This window comes from Acidaminobacter sp. QWL-03 (genome assembly GCF_058683855.1).
This window is the reverse complement of sequence record NZ_CM178752.1, coordinates 2,148,273-2,165,804: the sequence shown is the minus strand read 5'-3', so window position 1 is coordinate 2,165,804 and position 17,532 is coordinate 2,148,273. Positions and strand designations below refer to the sequence as shown.

Below are 17,532 nucleotides of genomic sequence, written 5' to 3'. Positions count from 1 at the left end.
AAACTCCCTTCAATGTCTTGCTTAATTTCGCCAGATGGCGTCTGTCTTTCGAGCTTAACCGCTTGACATTATATCATACCTTTACATCTTAGAACAGAAGCAACGTGAAAATGTAGGAGATGAGGTGGAGCCAATATTATCCTCCTATGTCTTCCTGTCGTAGAATTTGGTATACTTTTATTGATTAGAACAAGGGCATCGTTCCTCTTGAGAGTCTAACCTAAGGAGTGACTGAGTAATGAATTATCAGGAAGTGTTGAACAATGCAAAGCAGAATATTGGTCCTTATTGCAAAGTTTGTCCCGAATGCAACGGCATCGCATGCAGGGGCATGATCCCTGGGCCGGGAGGGAAAGGCTCAGGACTTGGATTCATCAGAAGTTACCAGGACTTAAAAAAAGTTCGGCTGCAAATGGATACCATCTATGAACCCAAAACGGTATCCACCCAGACGACGCTTTTTGGAAAGACGGTGGAACTGCCGGTTTATGCGGCGCCTATTGGCGCAGTTGGCCTTCACTACAGTGACCTGTATGACGATCTGTCCTATTCCAGCGCCTTGCTGAGGGGCTGTCACTCTGCTGGAACAGTGGCATTCACGGGAGACGGCGTAAAGGATGAAGTGTTTCAGGGGACCATTGAAGCCATCTACGAACTCGAAGGCTGGGGCATTCCCACAATCAAGCCTTGGAGTTATGCAGAGGTCCTCAACAAGGCGAAGATGGCCGAAGCCTCGGGCGCGCTCGCTGTAGCTATGGATATCGATGCTGCCGGCCTTGCTATTTTGGCAGCTCAGGGCAAACCGGTGGCACCTATGTCGGTCGAAACTCTTTCAAAAATTATTGCGCAGATCAAAGTACCCTTTATCCTGAAAGGGATCATGACAGTTGAAGGCGCAAAGAAAGCGCTCGAAGCCGGCGCCAGCGGCATTATTGTCTCCAATCACGGCGGGCGTGTGTTGGATGAGACGCCGTCGACTATTGAAGTGCTGCCGGATATTGTAAAGGCAGTCGGCGGAAAAATGACGATCCTGGTCGACGGGGGATTCCGTACAGGATTGGATGTTTTCAAAGCCATTGCTTTAGGTGCGCAGGGCGTCTTGATCGGCAGGCCGTTCGCCTACGCCATTTATGGCGGGGCTGAAGAGGGTGTCGGACTATATTTAAATAAACTTAAGGCAGAATTGACTGAGGCTATGCTGATGACGGGTGCCGGGACCATCGGCGAAATCACGCGGGATAAGGTTTGTGTGAGACTGGAGCGCTGATCGGATGGACAGACCTGGGTGCTGCACTGATCATAGAACCGACAGCCTGACCGTCCAAGAGCTCTGGTGCTCAACTGAAGAACGCCGGACCAGTCAGGAGAAACTGTTTGAGTTTCTTGAAATTTTGTCTGCCTACCGGCTGGCCATGAACACCATTAATTGGGATCAGACGGTGAGTGGCGCACCAATCGCAGGTGTGGGCTTCAGGAGCAAAGGGTATGGTGTCTTGACACGGGAACATTACCGCTACCTCACGGCCCCGGAATTCAGGGCGCTGCTGGAAGCATTTTCTCGGGAGACAGGAACCCTTGAAGGCGACATAGCCAGGGAATGGCTGATTGAACTCAAGCGAATCGAAAAAATTCCTAAAGATGACTACACCGAGTTCATGACTTTCCTTTCGAAATCAGAAGTGGAATGGGAAGAGGCGAAACGGACAGGTGATTTTAAGGGATTTAAGTCCCACTACAAAATCATTTTTGATACCGCGAGGAAATTCTCGGATTACATAGGGTATGATCAACATCCTTATGATGCCTGGATCGAAATGTTTGAACCGGGAATGACGGTCAAAAAACTGGACCGCTTTTTTGGCGAGCTTCGCGCGGAAATAGTACCGCTGCTCAGCGAAATCAGGGAGAAAATTTCCGAAAATCCTCAGAGCTATGACTTTCTTTCGAGGGCGATTCCAAAGAAGAAACAGGAGGCATTTTCCAAACGATTGCTGGCGGTCATAGGTTTTGACCTGAACCGCGGTTTTCTGAAAGAAAGTGAGCATCCGTTTACAAATGCTATGTCTATTGATGATGTTCGAATGACCACCCATTACTATGAGCATGAGTTCGTTTCCTCCATTTTCAGCGTCCTTCACGAAGGCGGGCATGGCATCTATGAGCAAAATTTTGACAGGGTGCTTGCCAATACAGGTTTGGACGGAGGCGCGTCCTCGGCGGTCCATGAGTCTCAGTCGAGAATGTTTGAAAATGCTTTTGGCAGAAACAAATTTTTTTGGACAAAACTATATGGTGACATGCAGGCAGAATTCAGCCCGGTGCTGGATGACATACCGCTGGACACGTTTATAGAAGCAATCAATCGTGTCGAATCGACATTGATTAGGATTGAAGCGGATGAGTTGACGTATTCGCTGCATATCATGGTGCGCTATGAACTTGAGAAAGCCATTTTCGAAGGGACGCTGGAAGTTGAGGATCTGCCGGAGGCTTGGAATCGCTTGATGAGAGACTACCTTGGTGTGGAGCCTGCCCATCACGGAGAAGGGGTGCTTCAGGATGTCCATTGGGCAGCCGGTCTTATAGGCTATTTTCCATCCTACGCCTTGGGAAATGCCTACGCGTCGCAGCTTCTGCATTTCATGAAGCAGGAGGTCGATGTGGAACGGGCGCTGAGATCTTTGGACTTTGGCGATATTTTGGAGTGGCTGACACTTCATGTGCATAGCCACGGCAAGCGGTTAAAGCCGGAGCAGCTCATAGAGGCAGCTACCGGGACAACTTTTAATCCCCAATACTACATCCAGGATCTGAAAACGAAATATAAGGAACGCTATGATCTAGGATAAAAGTGCCGCTGAAACGCAGCAATAAAGTTTTCCTGAGAATGTCAATCTAATGGCTTTTCGGGTATCAATATTTCAAATGTCATTTTAGGAGGCGATCATTTATGGAATTAAGAGGCAAAGTCTTAGTCGCTCAAGGCGGCGGCCCTACGGCTGTCATCAACCAATCCTTGGTAGGCGCTGTTCTTGAAAGCAGAAAATTTAGCCAGGTCACGAAGGTTTACGGTGCGGAGCATGGTGTGGAAGGGATCGTCAACGAGAATTTTCTCGATCTGACACAGGAGACAACACATAACCTGGAGCAGGTCGCCAAGACACCTTCCTCAGCGCTTTTGTCAACGCGCATCAAGCCTGACGAAAAATTCTGCCGTGAAATGTTTGAAACTATGAAAGCTCATGACATCCGCTATTTCTTCTACATTGGCGGCAATGATTCAAGCGATACAGTCCGGATTGTCAATCAATACGCAGAAATTGCCAATTATGAATTCCGGGCAATTCACATTCCAAAAACAATCGACAACGATCTGATGATGAACGACCACACGCCTGGCTATGGATCAGCTGCCCGCTATGTCGCCAGCGCCTTTTCAGGGGTCAACCTGGATAACCGCGCCATGGGCGGTGTCTACATAGGCGTTGTCATGGGCCGGTCAGCAGGCTTCCTGACAGCTGCAGCCTCTCTGGCGCAGAAATATCCGGATGATGGTCCACACCTCATCTATTTGCCGGAACGCACCTTTGACATTGATAACTTCCTGAAAGACGTCAAGGAGACTTATGATAAGTATGGCCGCTGCATTATCGCGATCTCGGAAGGGGTTGTGGACGCAAACGGCAAACCGATCAGCCAGCATTCCGGCATGAAGCAGGAGTTCGACGCTCATGGCAATGTTCAGCTCTCCGGATCCGGCGTCTTGGGCGATTACCTGGCGGATCTTATCAAAACACGCCTGAATATCAGCCGCGTCAGGGCAGATACCTTTGGTTACCTGCAAAGGTCCTTCTTGGGCTGCGTTTCAGATGTCGACCAGAGAGAAGCGCGCGAAGTCGGCGAGAAAGCTGCTCAATTTGCGATCTGGAACCGCGTCGACGGTTCAATCGCCATTGAGAGAACGGGGTTCTACTCTGTGGACTACAAATTGGTACCGCTTGAAACCGTAGCAGCCAAGACCCGTCTGATGCCGGATGCTTACATCAACCTCGCCGGCAACCACGTCACTGACGATTTTAAATATTATCTGAGACCTTTGATTGGCTCAGGCTTTGAGCAAGCACACCGTCTCAGGGCACCAAGAGTTGACAAAGTGCTCAACAAATAAAACGGATCACGGCAAGATGACGTCAGACGCCCGTTTCATTCACGGTGTGTCTGGCGTCATCCATATGAAGGAGGCAATTTTATGATCGAGATCGGTGCAGCGGTGCCTGAACTAGTGCTTGAAGGCAGTGGCGGCGAAGCCGTCAGACTGTCTGACTATGCAGCCAAAGGGAAAAAACTGGTGCTCTTTTTCTATCCCAAAGACAGCACCTCTGGCTGAACGCAGGAAGCGCTCGAGTTTCGGGCACTGAAAGAAGCTTTTGAGGCTTTGAATGCAGAGGTTGTGGGGATCAGCAGGGACTCCGTCAAATCTCACCTAAAATTTATAGAAAAGCAGGACTTGAATTTTATACTTCTAAGCGACCCTGATCAGACCGCTCACAACTATTTTGATGTCATGAAGGCGAAAAAGATGTACGGCAAGGACGTCGTGGGCGTCGAACGATCCACGTTCGTCTTTGACGAATCCGGAAAACTGATCCATGTCTTCAGAGGCGTGAAAGCGGCGGGACACGCTGAACAAGTATTGGAGGCAATGAAAACTCAATGAAAATAGCATCGGTACCACAGCAGGTTCCTGCAGTTAAATTACCAAGTGCGGCAAAATGGCTTCTCGTTCTGATTATGGCCGTCGCAGCAAATTTATTTATCTTGAGCCTGAGCATTGATGTTTTTTCCATGAGTCGCAGCTACTATGACCAGGAGTTTGAAAAACTCGGCACAACCGAACTTACCGGTTTGACGGCGGAAGAACTGGGCGGCGTCTCGGACATGATCATAGGTTATCTCAAAGGGCAGGAACCTGAGTTTCAATTTGAAGTTGAAAGAAACGGGAAGCAGGTCCAGCTCTTCAATGAGCGGGAGCAGACCCATATGGTGGATGTTTTGGTGCTCTTTCAGCTGAATGACAGAATCAAAATGATCGCCATTTCGGCTTTTGCCCTGGCTGCCTTTGTCGCCCTGCAGCTCAGCAGGGACCGCGGCCTGCTTTACCGGGGTATGATTGGCGCCGGTCTGCTGGGTATAGCAGCAGCCGGATTTTTATTGCTGTTGATCACCATTGATTTCACGAAATACTTTACGTTGTTTCATGAACTCTTTTTTGACAATGATTTGTGGCTTCTCAATCCCAAAACGGATTTGCTGATTGTGATTCTTCAAGAACAATTTTTTGTGGATATTGCCATTCGGATCTTCGGACTTTATATTGGTTTGAATGTTGTAATGGCGACCATCGGCACCATTTTTTTAAGGCGCTTGAAGCGCAGGGCGTTTTAAGCGAGCGTAGCAAAACGGGAGGAAGATCGTGCAGTGGAAGCCGCTCTCCGGGCTTCCTTTTGTCGCCGTCTTCCTCCTGGCTTCTTTCACCTGTAACACAGGATTGAAAAGTGAGGTGCGGCAATTGATTCAGGTGGTAACAGGCCGCTCAGGCAGCGGTAAAACCAAAGGCATCTATGAGTTTCTCGCTCAATTGGAACGTGAATCGAGTATTGCGGGGGATCCTGGCATTACAGTTTGGCTGATCGTACCGGAGCAGTTCACGCTGCAGGCGGAACGGGAGCTGATCAGCTATCAGAACCTGGAAGGCCTGCTCAGGGTGCAGGTGCTCAGCTTTAGAAAACTGGTGGACAGGGTGCTCGACTCCACTCAGGCCAGTCAGCAACTGTATTTGGACGAGCTTGGAAGGCACATGCTGCTCAAACGCATTCTGCTGGAGTCTGCCGATCGTCTGGAAGCGTACCGCTCAGCCCACCGAAAACCCGGATTTATAACTATGATGGGGGACTTTCTTGCTGAGCTCAAGCGGTCAGGCATAGGACCGGCAAAGCTTCGGGATGCAGGTGAGGGTCTTCCCAGGCTGACCGCCGCCAAAATCAGCGATATTGCACTCGTCTTTGAGCAGTTTGAAGCGCTCAAGGCCGGCGCGCTGATTGATGAGGAGGACCGCTATGACCTGGCGGCTGAACGCCTTTCAACTCTGGCGGGGCTTGCCGGTTCCACGGTTTGCATCGACGGGTTTTCCGGCTTTACAGGTCAGGAGTTCAAACTGATCGAGAGCCTCGCCAGAACCTGTAATTGCTTGCGGACAGCCTTGACGTTGGACCCAGAGCATCTGACACAGTCTGGGATTTTTTTGGCGACGGCAGAAACCTATAAGCGGCTTGAAACCATTGCTCAGGACACTGGCTGCGGATTTACATCCACACATAGGCCAACGCCCCTTGAGCCTGAAAATCCCCTTCGTCATATAGAACAGCAGCTCTTTGAGTTCCCGCAAGTCCTCTATGAAGGGGTCCCGGACGGGATTCACCTCATGACCTTCGATACCACCTGGGACGAGGCGGAATTTGTGGCGCTGGAAATTGGAAGGCTGGTCGCTGAACAGGGCTGGCGCTATTCGGATGTCGCTGTTGTCAGCAATGCCCCTGAGATTTATGACGATCTCCTGACGCGTGTATTCAATCAGTATCAGATTCCAACCTTCCATGACAATCGGCGGGATATTGCAGGCAACCCCCTTGCCAGGCTGATCCTTGCCATGCTTGAGGCTTATCAGAAGGATTTCAGACTCGAACCATTGTTCCGGGGCCTCAAAACAGGTCTCACAGACCTCAAAAAAGAGGAATGGGAACGGCTGGAGATCTTTGCCATTGAGAATGGGATCCGGGGCAAGCGGTGGAAACGTCCGGTTGAGGATGCCCAGTTGGAACCCCTCAGGGAAAAGCTTGCGAACATTATTGGTGAGTTCGAGTCGGCCTTTAAAGAAACGGATTCCGCAGCAGGATACAGCACAGCCCTCTTTAAATGGCTCGTCAATGCCGGCATCCGGGAGCGCTACGAAGTCCTCATGGGAGAAATTAGATCTCATAGTGGTTTTGAAGCAGCCTTCGAGCTCATTCAGGGGTGGAACATGATTTCCGACCTCCTTGACCAGATCGTGTCGGTGTCACCTGAAGCCACCATGAAACTGGGCGACTACAGGGCGATCCTGGAGGCTGGTTTTGCCGCCTACGAAACGGGGATGCTGCCTCAGGACTTTGATACAGTTTTGATTGGAAAAGTGGAGCACTCCAGAAGCCACCCTATCAAGGCGCTTTTTCTCGTAGGCGCGGCAGATGGTATTCTGCCCTCCAACCGGGATGGCAGCGGGCTTCTCACCGAGGATGAAAAACTGAGCCTCCGCGCGTGCCAGCTGGATTTGAAATCCATCAGCGACTATCTGTCTATGAATGAGTCCTTCTCGATTCATCTGGCCATGGCGAAGCCTTCAGAGGCATTATACGTAAGCTGTGCGTTCGCGGATGGCATGGGACGGAGTCTGCGCCCTTCCTTTCTGCTCGACAGACTCGACAGTTTGTTTCCCCAAATCAAAATTGAGCACGTGCGGCTGGATGAGTTGTCGCCTTCTGCACGCGCGTCCAACTACAATGCGGTGATCGCGCCTATAACCAGGCAGATTCGTGAGTGGCTGGATGGCAGACAGTCCCGTCCGGAATTGGAATGGGCCGCCATGCTGCGTCATTTCGAATCCCAACCTGCCTTTGAAGCACGCGCGCGTCAGCTGAGACAGGCCTTTCACCACAACAATCGGCCAAAACCCCTCTCTCAAGCCGCGACGGAATCTCTTTTCGGCATGCCGCTGACCACCAGTATTTCCAGGCTGGAGCGCTTTGCCGCCTGTCCGTTCAAGCACTTTGTGGATTTTGGCCTCAGACCTGCCCGGGTGGTCCCCTATGAGGTGGATCTTCCGGAGGTAGGCCGACTGTTCCACAGCGCGGTCGAGCGATTTGCCCTCAGTGCTTTGGCCGATGGTCACGAGAACGCCCCTCAAACCCAGGAAGAGGTCGCAGCTCTGATTGGTCAAATCGTGGACGAAAGTGTCGAACGCCATGGCAAGTCCGTTTTTGCTGACTCAGAACGGAATCGCTATGTCCTGAGGCGCGTCAAACGCACCGGGACGAGGGCGGCAATGACCATTTTGGATCACCTGGCGCACAGCCATTTTAAGCCAAAAGCTTTTGAGCTCGCTTTTTCCTCAAACCGACCTGACAGCCTGCCGCCCATTCTGATTGAGCTGGCTGACGGACAGCGGCTATTGCTGGAAGGGCGGATCGACAGGATCGATTTGTGTGAAACAGATGATGGCGTGGCCTTTGTTCAAATAGTCGATTATAAATCCGGCTCGGAGACCCTGGATCTTTCCAAAATTCACCATGGCCTCCAGCTCCAGCTGGTCGCCTACATGGATGCAGTTCTCAACGATCCGTCGATTCTGACAGACATGCCTCAGATTTACCCCGGGGGTCTCTTTTACTTCAAAATAGACGACCCTATGGTGGATCTCGAAAGTGTCAGGGAAGAGGATGTCGAGCGGGAGCTTTTGAAAAAACTAAGGCTCAACGGTCTGGTTATAGGCGGCTCGGATATGGCGAAGCGCCTCGATCAGACTTTGGAGTCTGAGACGAAATCCGTCAGAATTCCATTTGAACTTAAACGAGACGGGACTCCAACTGCAGGTTCCGGCGTGCTTGAAACCTCGACCTTCGAAAGTCTCAGACGGTATGTTCGGGACAAAATCGCAGCCCTTGGCACTGAGATCTTAAAAGGGGATATAGATGTGGCGCCTTACAGGTTCGGATCGAAAACCGCCTGTGATTATTGTGATCTCATGGGCATCTGCCAGTTTGACCTGACTTACGGAGGCAACCACTACAGAAATCTTAAGAAGCTAAAAGGCACCCAGTGGATGGATGACTATAGGGGCGGGGAGAGCCAGTCCGGGGAGGATAGCAACCTGGTCGAGCTAGATAACCGGGAAGAGGAGGTGAAGTCATGAGTTATTCAGCAGAAACTCCAAATGCGAAAGACCTGTCAGGCGTTCAGGCTTCACCTCGGTCCGAAGTCCAAAGTGTCGTTCCTTCCACAACCCGGACAGAAGTCAAGTGGACCCCGGATCAGGACAGCGCGATCCGCTCCAGAAATGCGAATCTCCTGGTTTCAGCTGCTGCAGGTTCGGGAAAAACCGCTGTGCTGGTCGAACGTATCCTGCAGCTGATCGCAGAAGACAGAATCCCTATCAGGAACATGCTTATTGTGACCTTCACCAACGCCGCAGCAGGGGAAATGCGCACCCGGATTATCAGAGCCCTGTCCGCAAAACTGAAGGAGCCGGGCGCAGACGCGCTGTGGCTGAGAGAACAGCTTGAGCGCGCCGGCAGCGCCTACATCATGACGCTGCACGCCTTCTGCAATGATCTGGTCCGGAAGCACTTCTATAAAGTGGACATGGATCCTGCCTTCAGAGTCGGAGACGCGACTTTGCTCAAATCCCTGCGCGAAGAGGCGGCAATGATGACTTTGGAGGCGGCTTACGAGGCAATGACGCCTGACTTTAGCCAATTCATTGAAGCGTTTTCGGGCAACCGCACAGATGAAAAAATTGAAGCCCTTTTGTGGAACGTCCACGGTTTTATTCAATCCCAACCGGCGCCGAAAGCCTGGCTGGTGAGCCAGACAGAGGCTTTGGAGGTTTGCGAAGCGCAGAACAGCCTTTGGCTGAAGGCATTGCTGCAGATGATTTCTGAGGAACTGGAGGGGTTGATGGATTCCCACAGGGAAACGGAGCGGCTCTGTATGGATCCGTCGGGACCCATGGCTTATCTCCCTGCAATCCAATCGGATCTCGGGCTGCTGGAAAGTCTCATGGACAGGTTGGAAGCAGGCTACGCCGCCGCTTATGAGGCGCTTGCAGATCTCAAGTTTGACAAACTTAAGCCCATTCGAGGGGCGGACGCCGAACAGGTGGACCCGGCGCTGAAAGAAGCTGTCCTGGAGCGCAGAGACCTGGTTAAGGATTATGTCAAGCGCCTTGGAAAGCACTTTTTCTCACAATCCCCTGACGCGCTGGATCAATCCATACGCAGACTGCTGCCTGGTACCCGCGCGCTCTCTGAATTGGTAATTTCGCTGGAGGAAAATTACGGCTTGCTGAAGAAAGAAGCCGGGGTCATAGATTTTTACGACCTCGAGCACCTTGCCATTGAAATACTCAAGGATGAGGAAATTGCCGGCATGTACAGAGACAAGTTCGACCACCTGTTTCTGGATGAGTACCAGGATTCAAACCTGGTCCAGGAGACGGTGGTCCGGGCGATTGCCAGGGAAGACAATGTTTTTCTGGTCGGCGACGTCAAGCAAAGCATTTACAAGTTCAGGCTGGCAGATCCGACCCTGTTTATGGATAAACTTAACAGCTATTCCAGGGAGGAAGGGGCAAGGAACAGGATTATTGATCTCAGCGCCAATTTCCGTACCAGGCCGGAGCTGATTGAGAGAGTCAACGGCTTTTTTGAGAAGGTCATGAACCTGTCCCTGGGCGAAGTGGTCTATGACCACCATGCCCGTCTTAACCCGGGATTGTCATTTCCGGCGGAAGCGTTTCCCTCTTTGTCGTTGACGTTGATTGATACAGGCAAAGCAAAATCCGGGAGTGAGGCAGAGGTTATGGCAGTAGTCGGATCCGCGGATGTGTCAGAGTCTACCTCGGCGACTGCGGTGTCTGAGCCCGATGCGGATGAAACCGATCCCGAGCTTGAAGAGGCATTGTCCTACATGAAGAATGCCGAACTGGAAGCTCATGTCGTTGCGGATTTGATCAAGGGCACTTTGAAAACGGATATTTACGATCCAAAATTGGGCCGGTATAGAAAGCCGGCTTTCAGAGATGTTGTCATCCTCATGCGCTCACCCAAAGCTGCCGCTGAAACCTATGTTCAGGTACTGAGCCAGTATGGTCTGCCTGTGCGGGCAGATGGCGTGGGGGCCAGAATCTCTTCTTTTGAGATGCAGGCTGCCTTGAGTCTACTCAAGGTCCTCGACAACAGCCGCCTGGATCTCGATCTGCTTACAGTGCTCAGGTCGCCTATAGGCGGCTTTAGTACGGATGAACTGGCGGCCATACGGGCCTTCTCGACCCAGGGAACCTTCAGAGATGCTGTAACGCTGTTTTCGGAAGAGGGCTCCGGGGCGGAGCCTGGCACGTCCTCCAAGCTGCGGGACTTTCTTTCACGCCTTGAAGTTTGGTCGGGCTACGCCACTTATGAGCGCATCGGCGATTTTGTCTGGCGCTTGATGATTGAGACAGGTCTCCTGGACTACGCCCGCGCCATGCCGGAAGGAGAACTCCGCGCAAATCAGCTGATGAAGCTCGTTGAGCGCGCTGGAGACTACGAAGCGGCACTCAGGGGAGATTTATCCGGCTTTATCAAAGTCCTCGAAGAGGGAGATGCCTCGGAGTTTAGCGCAGAGGTACCCAAAACACTCTCGGAGGATGAGGACTTCATCCGCATCATGAGTATCCATAAAAGTAAGGGCCTTGAATTTCCTATTGTCTTCCTGGCGGATACAGGAAAGAAATTCAATATGCGAGATACTTATGGTGATTTGCTGCTTCACAAGGATCTCGGCATTGCCCTCAAGGAAATCGATGCACAGAAGCGAACCTACAGAACGTCGCTGCCTCAGCTGGCGATTCAGAAAGCTATTGAGCGTGAAGCACTTTCAGAAGAACTTAGAATACTTTATGTTGCCTTGACCAGGGCGGTGGACCGCTTATACGTCACCGGGTCGACTAAATTTGTCGACAAAGCCCTCAGCAACTATGGCAGAGGCTGTCTTGCCTTTGCCATGCGCCAGGCAAAGTGTTTGCTGGACTGGATGGGGGCTTACGCTGCAGGCGAGGAGGTCTCAGACGCTGCCCGCTGGGGTTTCAATTTGATCCGCGCTGAGGATCAGATCCGCGCCCAAATTTTTGAAGCAGCTTCTGACCGTGCCTTGGACGACCTTTTGGCGCTGGCCAGAGACCATGCCCTCGATCCCTCTGTTCTTCGTCGTTTGGACAGCGGTCGACCACTGGAAGCACATGGGGACCAAATTGACGCCCAGTCTTCCGTGCTGCCTTCCAAGGTAAGTGTTTCAGATCTTAAAACGCTCGAAGCTCTGGGGCAGACTGAGCTGAATCGCGCCATGACGTTAGAGGTCCTCTATAAGCCTGAGCTGACAGAAACGCCAAGATTTATGGCACAGGAAAGCAGAGCGGCTATGGGCGCTGCGAGAGGCAGTGCGTTCCATACGGTACTTCAGTTTATGGACTTTTCAAAAATGGGACATAGAACTCCGGCAGAACGAGAAGCGGTTTTCAATGAAGAAAAGCAGAGGCTCGTCGCGGAAGGCAGGCTGGATCAGACGCTTGCGGACGATCTTGAATGGTCGGCGCTGGCCGGTTTTTTCGACCACCCGCTCTTTTATCGGCTTCTTGACGCTCAGGTGCTGGAACGAGAGAAAGCCTTTGTCTTGAAACGCGGCTCAGGAAATGAGTTCAGCCTGATTCAGGGCGTCGTGGACCTCTACTTTGAGGATGAGCATGGTCTGGTACTGGTGGATTATAAAACAGACAGAGTCGGCGGTCCTGAGGCAGAGACATTTCTGAAACAGCGCTACAGCACGCAGCTTGGACTGTACGCCGAGGCACTGGAAAAATTGACCGGGCGACGGGTGGAAGCCGCGTGGCTTTACGCAGCCCACTTAAGACAATGGATCAACATAGAAATTACAGGTCGTGAAAAGGAGGAACGCTCTTGAAAATACTTCATACCTCCGACTGGCACCTCGGCAGGCTGATCGAAACTCAGCCCCGTCTGGAGGAGCAGGCTGCCTTTTTGGAATCACTCATAGACATTGCAGAGCGGGAATCTGTCGACGTGGTCCTGGTCGCGGGCGACGTTTATGACACCTATAACCCCCCGGCGCGGGCAGAGCGCTTATTTTTTGAGAAAGTCAAAAAGCTGGCCGATGGTGGTCAAAGACTCATCGTCATTGTCTCCGGCAACCACGACCAGCCGGTACGCCTGGGCGCGGCGGCCTCCTGGGCAGCGGAGCACGGGATCATCTTGTGCACGGACGTCACAGATCAGTGGGAGGATCAGCAGATTGGCCGGTTCCACGTTGCAGGCAAAGGGCCTGGAGCTCTCACCGTCTCTGTAGGGGACGACGCACTTGATCTCGCGCTGTTGCCTTTTCCCAGTGAAAGCAGACTTGGGGAGCTGCTGTCGACCTCCGGAAAAGAAGAAGAGCTGCAACTGTCTTACTCTGACCGCGTCAAACTGCTGCTTCAGGAACGCTCCGCTCACTTTACCGATGAGACTTTTGGCGCAGTTGTCTCGCATTTATTTGTGAGCGGCGGGGAGCTGTCAGACTCTGAGCGGACGCTCCAATGGGGCGGCGCTTATACAGTATTTGGCGATGCGTTTCCGGCTTCGGCCAACTACGTCGCGCTGGGACATCTCCATAAGCCCCAATCAGTGGCAGGTCTGAGGGGCCGCGGACGTTACAGCGGTTCGCCTCTCCAGTACAGCCGCAGCGAAACAGGCTATGCCAAGTCGGTGACGCTGATTGACACCAAGGCTGAACTGCCGGTGGAGTTTCAGGAGCATTTTATTCCGCTGTTCAAACCCATTGAAATCTGGCATGCCGGATCCTTTGAGGAGGCTGAGGACTGCCTGATCCGCCAGGCGGACAGGAAAGCCTGGGTTTATCTCGAAATTGAGACAGGACAACCGTTGACCAATGGTGAAATCAGGAGGTTAAAAACCCTCTACCCGGATTTGCTGAGTATTGAACCTATCTTCCCGGATCAGACAGGAAGCGTTGCCAGTGAAGTATCCCTGGAGAGCATGGATGTTCATGAGCTGTTCAGGCGCTATTATGAGCGTGAGTATGGCGCACTGCCGGATCCGGAGCTGATGGTCCGCTTTGCGTCTCTGCTGAGGTCAGAAGATACAGAGGCAGAGTCAGAGGGAGAGACAAAGGGTGGTGAGGCTTTATGAGGCCGGTCAGGCTGACCATCGGCGGACTCAACAGCTTTGAGTCCACTCAGACAATTGATTTTGAATCACTGTCTTCAAAGGGCCTCTTTGGGATATTCGGCCCGACGGGGTCCGGGAAATCGACGATCATTGACGGGATTGTAATGAGCCTCTATGGGCCAGGCAGCATGCCGAGGGGCACAAAAGATTTTATCAATACGGAATGTGACCAGGCGGAGCTGGAATTCGTGTTTCGAACGGCATTGGAGGGCATTGTCAGGGAAATTGAGATCCGAAGAGTGTTTCGAAGGTCGGGGGAAGGCTATAGGTCCCATCAGTCGCGGCTGGTGGTGCGGACCCTCGAGGGAGAGATTCTTCAGATTGAAGACAAGCAAAATGAAGTGAATCACAGGATTCAGGATATCCTGGGTCTGAGCGACAGCGAATTTTTGAAGATGGTGGTGCTGCCCCAGGGGAAATTCAGCGAGTTCATACAACTGGATCCCAAGGACCGACGAAATATGCTGCAATATCTTTTTGGGCTGGAGATCTATGGTGACAAGCTGCTTGAGCGGTTAAAAAAGGTACTCGGCAAGCTTCAGTCCCAGAGGGATCAGCTTGAAGGTCAGCTGGCGGCTTATGCTGATGTGGATCAGAGCAAGCTGATGCTCCTGAAGGATAAGGCTGCACACTGGGACAGGCAGACTTTGCAGCTGGAGGGTGAGGTTCAGCGTCTGAAGGCGGTTTATGATGCGCTGTCGCAGCAATATGACCGCCAGAAGCGGCTGCAGGCATTGAAGGAGGCAGCCCTGCGCCATGAAGAGGCCAGGAGTGACTATCTGAATAAAAAAGGCCGGCTGGAGCTTTATGGGAAAGCAGCCGCGGCAACGGAAGCAGAGCGGCACTTCAGACAAAGTGAAAAGCTTTTTGAGGAGAGTCATAGGGTGGAGATGTCTGCCGCTGCTGATTATGCGGCTGCGAAGGACGCCTTTGAGTCCCACGGTATGGCGTTTAAGAATCTGGAGCAAGCCTTTTTAAACCTGCCGCTTATGAAGCATGAAGCTGCTTTGGCCAAAAACAAATGGATACAAGGGCAGGCTGTGGCTCAGCTTAAGCTGGAACGCGAGAAACTTATAACTTTGGTTGAAGCTCAGCGATTTGATTTGGTAGGGGAACGCCATAAACTTGAGGCGCTGGATCAAACCTTGACAGAGTGTTCTAGGAAGCTGGAGGATTTGACTGAGCTTCAGGAAAAAGAGGGTATGTCGTCGAAATCGACGGAAGCCTTTTTGGCAGTACAAAGCAAGTGGGAAAAACGGGCAGAGGAAATGAAAAGCTTGAAGGCGGTCGAAGGATCCCTTGAAGAGAGCCAGAAGGTATTGGCGCAATTTGAGCAAACACTGGGTGAGTCTCAGGGGAAGGTCAAAGACAGTGAAGCAAAGCTGCAGGCTGTCATAGATGAGTTTGAGACATTATCTGTTCAGCGTGATCAGTCCAGAGATCAACAGGAAAAAATGCAGCGGCAGAGTTTGGCCCTCGCTTCTGATCTGGAGACACTGAAAGGTCATTTGCGCGATCAAATGGATGAAGAAAAGGCTTTGGAAGCGCTGAGGTCAGATCTGAGCGAAAGAGCCAAGCGGCTGGAGGAAAGCCGGGATCAATACAACGCGTCGCTGGCAGCCAGACTCAGAACGACTTTAAATGAGGGCGATCCTTGTCCTGTGTGTGGACACCTTTATAGCGCTCATGAGACTGACTTCCACGACGAAGCGGATTACGCGTGGCTGCGCCGGTTTGAAGAAGAGGACCAGGCAATTGCGGTCCTAAGACACCAAGAGCTCCGACTGGTGGAGAGCCTGACTAAACGTCAGGTACTGATGGCGGTCGAGGGTGACAGAGGACAGGGACGTCTTGCGGCCCTCGAAGCCGAGGTCAAAGCGCTTGCACTGTCACAGGAGCTGCAGCAAAAGGAACGCGCTGTGTGCGAATCAAGGCTGGAAGCCCTGAAAAAAGACCAGGCTGCTCATCAAAGTCAGGTTAAGGCACATAGAGATCAGGCGGATAGGGATCTGGCACAATTATCAGCTCAGAAACAGGTAAAGGCAGTACTGGAGTCCAAAAGGGACATGACACTGGAATCACTCATACAGTTGGAGAAGGCGATTCAGACTTATTTGGAGACATGGCATGGCAGGATAGAGTCAGCGTCTTTGGCCGATGCAGAACTCGAGCAGTTTTTCGATACACTTGCTGAGAAGAAGCTGCACTCGGAATTGCGGCTGACCGAAATTCAAAGGATTCAGGCTGAACGCGAACGCGAGAATGAAAAGAAGATGATACAGCTCCAGAACGTTAATGCTTCAACTCTTGAAAAGGAACGACTGGACAGCGCACTGAAGCAAATTGAAGCAGAGCTGGACCGCTTGACTTCAGAGGTCGGAGCAGCAACGGACGCAGAGGAGCTGGAAAAAACTTATAAGCGTTTATGCAGACAGATTGAAGTCACTGAGTCTGAATATCCGCTGGAGAAATCGAAGCAAAGTGTCTTACAGGCAGAAAGTGAGCGGCTTAAAAACGTTTGGATCTCTGCAGAAGCTGCTCTGAAAGCCGGTGGGAATCAGCTTGAGGATAGCCGCCAGAGTTTTGAGGAAAAGTGGAAAGGTGCAGGATTTTTGGATGTACTTGAATGGCGGGCGGCATTGCTCAATTCTGATGAGGCAGAGAGCCTGAATAAGTGGATTCAAGATTATGAAGTGCAGGGGCGGACACTGAAGGAAAAAATGGAAGAGTATCAGGACCTTTCTGGAGCTTCTGTGATCACTGAAGATGCCATTGCGAGCGCAGCCACGGCGTCGATTGAAGTCCAGGAGGCATGGACACGCGCTTTGGAGGCCAGAAGTACAGCCGTGGAATCCTTAAAGGTGATGACTTTATCCCTCGAACAAAAGCGGGGCGTAGAAAAACAGTTGACCGACTTGAAACAGGAAGCCGGTTATTTTGAAGTACTTCAAAAACTCCTGAGGGGCAACAGATTTGTTGAGTTTTTGGCTATGAACCAATTGGATTACATTTTGAAGGAAGCCTCGAGAAGGCTTATGATCATGACCGCGAATCGTTATCGTTTAGAAGTGGATTCACGGGGTAACTTTAGGATATCGGACCATCATCAAGGCGGTGTCAGCAGGGATCTGAGATCTCTGTCCGGCGGAGAGACCTTTATGGCGTCTCTGGCACTGGCACTGGCCATGTCCTCCAGGCTGCAGCTCAGAGGCAAGATTCGGTTGGAGACTTTTTTGCTGGACGAGGGTTTTGGCAGTCTGGACGCGGCGCTTCTCGATGTCGTGATGCATTCCCTTGAGACGTTGATTGGCGATCAGCTCAGCGTAGGACTGATCTCCCATGTAGAAGCGCTTAAAGCCAGGGTCCCGGTCAGGCTTGATGTGACACCTGCTGAGCCTGGTGTCTCGGGCACCCGGGTTCAGGTTGTAGTGAACTGATGGTC

Annotated in this window: 9 protein-coding genes; all 9 read left to right on the top strand. The window is 51.8% G+C overall.

The window, feature by feature from the left end; translation table 11 throughout:
• The first annotated feature begins 238 nt into the window (after positions 1-238).
• The 9 genes from AC4PHM_RS10030 (at position 239) to AC4PHM_RS09990 (ending at position 17,527) form a co-directional block, all read left to right on the top strand.
• Entirely contained in the window at positions 239-1,267 is a 1,029-nt protein-coding gene (locus AC4PHM_RS10030; RefSeq protein ID WP_492017676.1) for an alpha-hydroxy-acid oxidizing protein, read from the top strand.
• Between the two features lie 4 nt (positions 1,268-1,271).
• On the top strand, positions 1,272-2,849 hold the full coding sequence (locus AC4PHM_RS10025) for a carboxypeptidase M32 (RefSeq protein ID WP_492017675.1): 1,578 nt from the start codon (positions 1,272-1,274) through the stop codon (positions 2,847-2,849).
• 101 nt (positions 2,850-2,950) lie between these two features.
• On the top strand, positions 2,951-4,168 hold the full coding sequence (locus AC4PHM_RS10020) for a 6-phosphofructokinase (RefSeq protein ID WP_492017674.1): 1,218 nt from the start codon (positions 2,951-2,953) through the stop codon (positions 4,166-4,168).
• An 81-nt stretch (positions 4,169-4,249) separates the two neighbouring features.
• Entirely contained in the window at positions 4,250-4,717 is a 468-nt protein-coding gene (locus AC4PHM_RS10015) for a peroxiredoxin (RefSeq protein WP_492017673.1), read from the top strand.
• Positions 4,714-5,445 (top strand): TIGR01906 family membrane protein, encoded by a 732-nt coding sequence (locus AC4PHM_RS10010; RefSeq protein WP_492017672.1) that lies wholly within the window; start codon positions 4,714-4,716, stop codon positions 5,443-5,445. The genes AC4PHM_RS10015 and AC4PHM_RS10010 overlap by 4 nt, the downstream gene beginning before the upstream one ends.
• A 28-nt stretch (positions 5,446-5,473) precedes the next feature.
• Positions 5,474-9,004 carry a PD-(D/E)XK nuclease family protein gene (locus tag AC4PHM_RS10005; protein ID WP_492017671.1) on the top strand — a complete coding sequence of 1,177 codons (3,531 nt, stop codon included), beginning with the start codon at positions 5,474-5,476 and terminating at the stop codon, positions 9,002-9,004.
• Positions 9,001-12,807 (top strand): helicase-exonuclease AddAB subunit AddA, encoded by a 3,807-nt coding sequence (gene addA, locus AC4PHM_RS10000; protein WP_492017670.1) that lies wholly within the window; start codon positions 9,001-9,003, stop codon positions 12,805-12,807. The genes AC4PHM_RS10005 and addA overlap by 4 nt, the downstream gene beginning before the upstream one ends.
• Positions 12,804-14,051: an exonuclease SbcCD subunit D gene (locus tag AC4PHM_RS09995; protein WP_492017669.1), complete on the top strand. Its 1,248-nt coding sequence runs from the start codon at positions 12,804-12,806 to the stop codon at positions 14,049-14,051. Before addA ends, AC4PHM_RS09995 begins: the two co-directional genes overlap by 4 nt.
• Entirely contained in the window at positions 14,048-17,527 is a 3,480-nt protein-coding gene (locus AC4PHM_RS09990) for an AAA family ATPase (protein ID WP_492017668.1), read from the top strand. The genes AC4PHM_RS09995 and AC4PHM_RS09990 overlap by 4 nt, the downstream gene beginning before the upstream one ends.
• Positions 17,528-17,532 lie beyond the last annotated feature (5 nt).

What these genes read in the sequence shown, in the direction of transcription:
- AC4PHM_RS10030 (WP_492017676.1), top strand. Translation starts at nt 239, where the DNA reads ATGAATTATCAGGAAGTGTTGAACAATGCAAAGCAGAATATTGGTCCT.
- AC4PHM_RS10010 (WP_492017672.1), top strand. Translation starts at nt 4,714, where the DNA reads ATGAAAATAGCATCGGTACCACAGCAGGTTCCTGCAGTTAAATTACCA.
- AC4PHM_RS10020 (WP_492017674.1), top strand. Translation starts at nt 2,951, where the DNA reads ATGGAATTAAGAGGCAAAGTCTTAGTCGCTCAAGGCGGCGGCCCTACG.
- AC4PHM_RS09990 (WP_492017668.1), top strand. Translation starts at nt 14,048, where the DNA reads ATGAGGCCGGTCAGGCTGACCATCGGCGGACTCAACAGCTTTGAGTCC.
- addA (WP_492017670.1), top strand. Translation starts at nt 9,001, where the DNA reads ATGAGTTATTCAGCAGAAACTCCAAATGCGAAAGACCTGTCAGGCGTT.
- AC4PHM_RS10025 (WP_492017675.1), top strand. Translation starts at nt 1,272, where the DNA reads ATGGACAGACCTGGGTGCTGCACTGATCATAGAACCGACAGCCTGACC.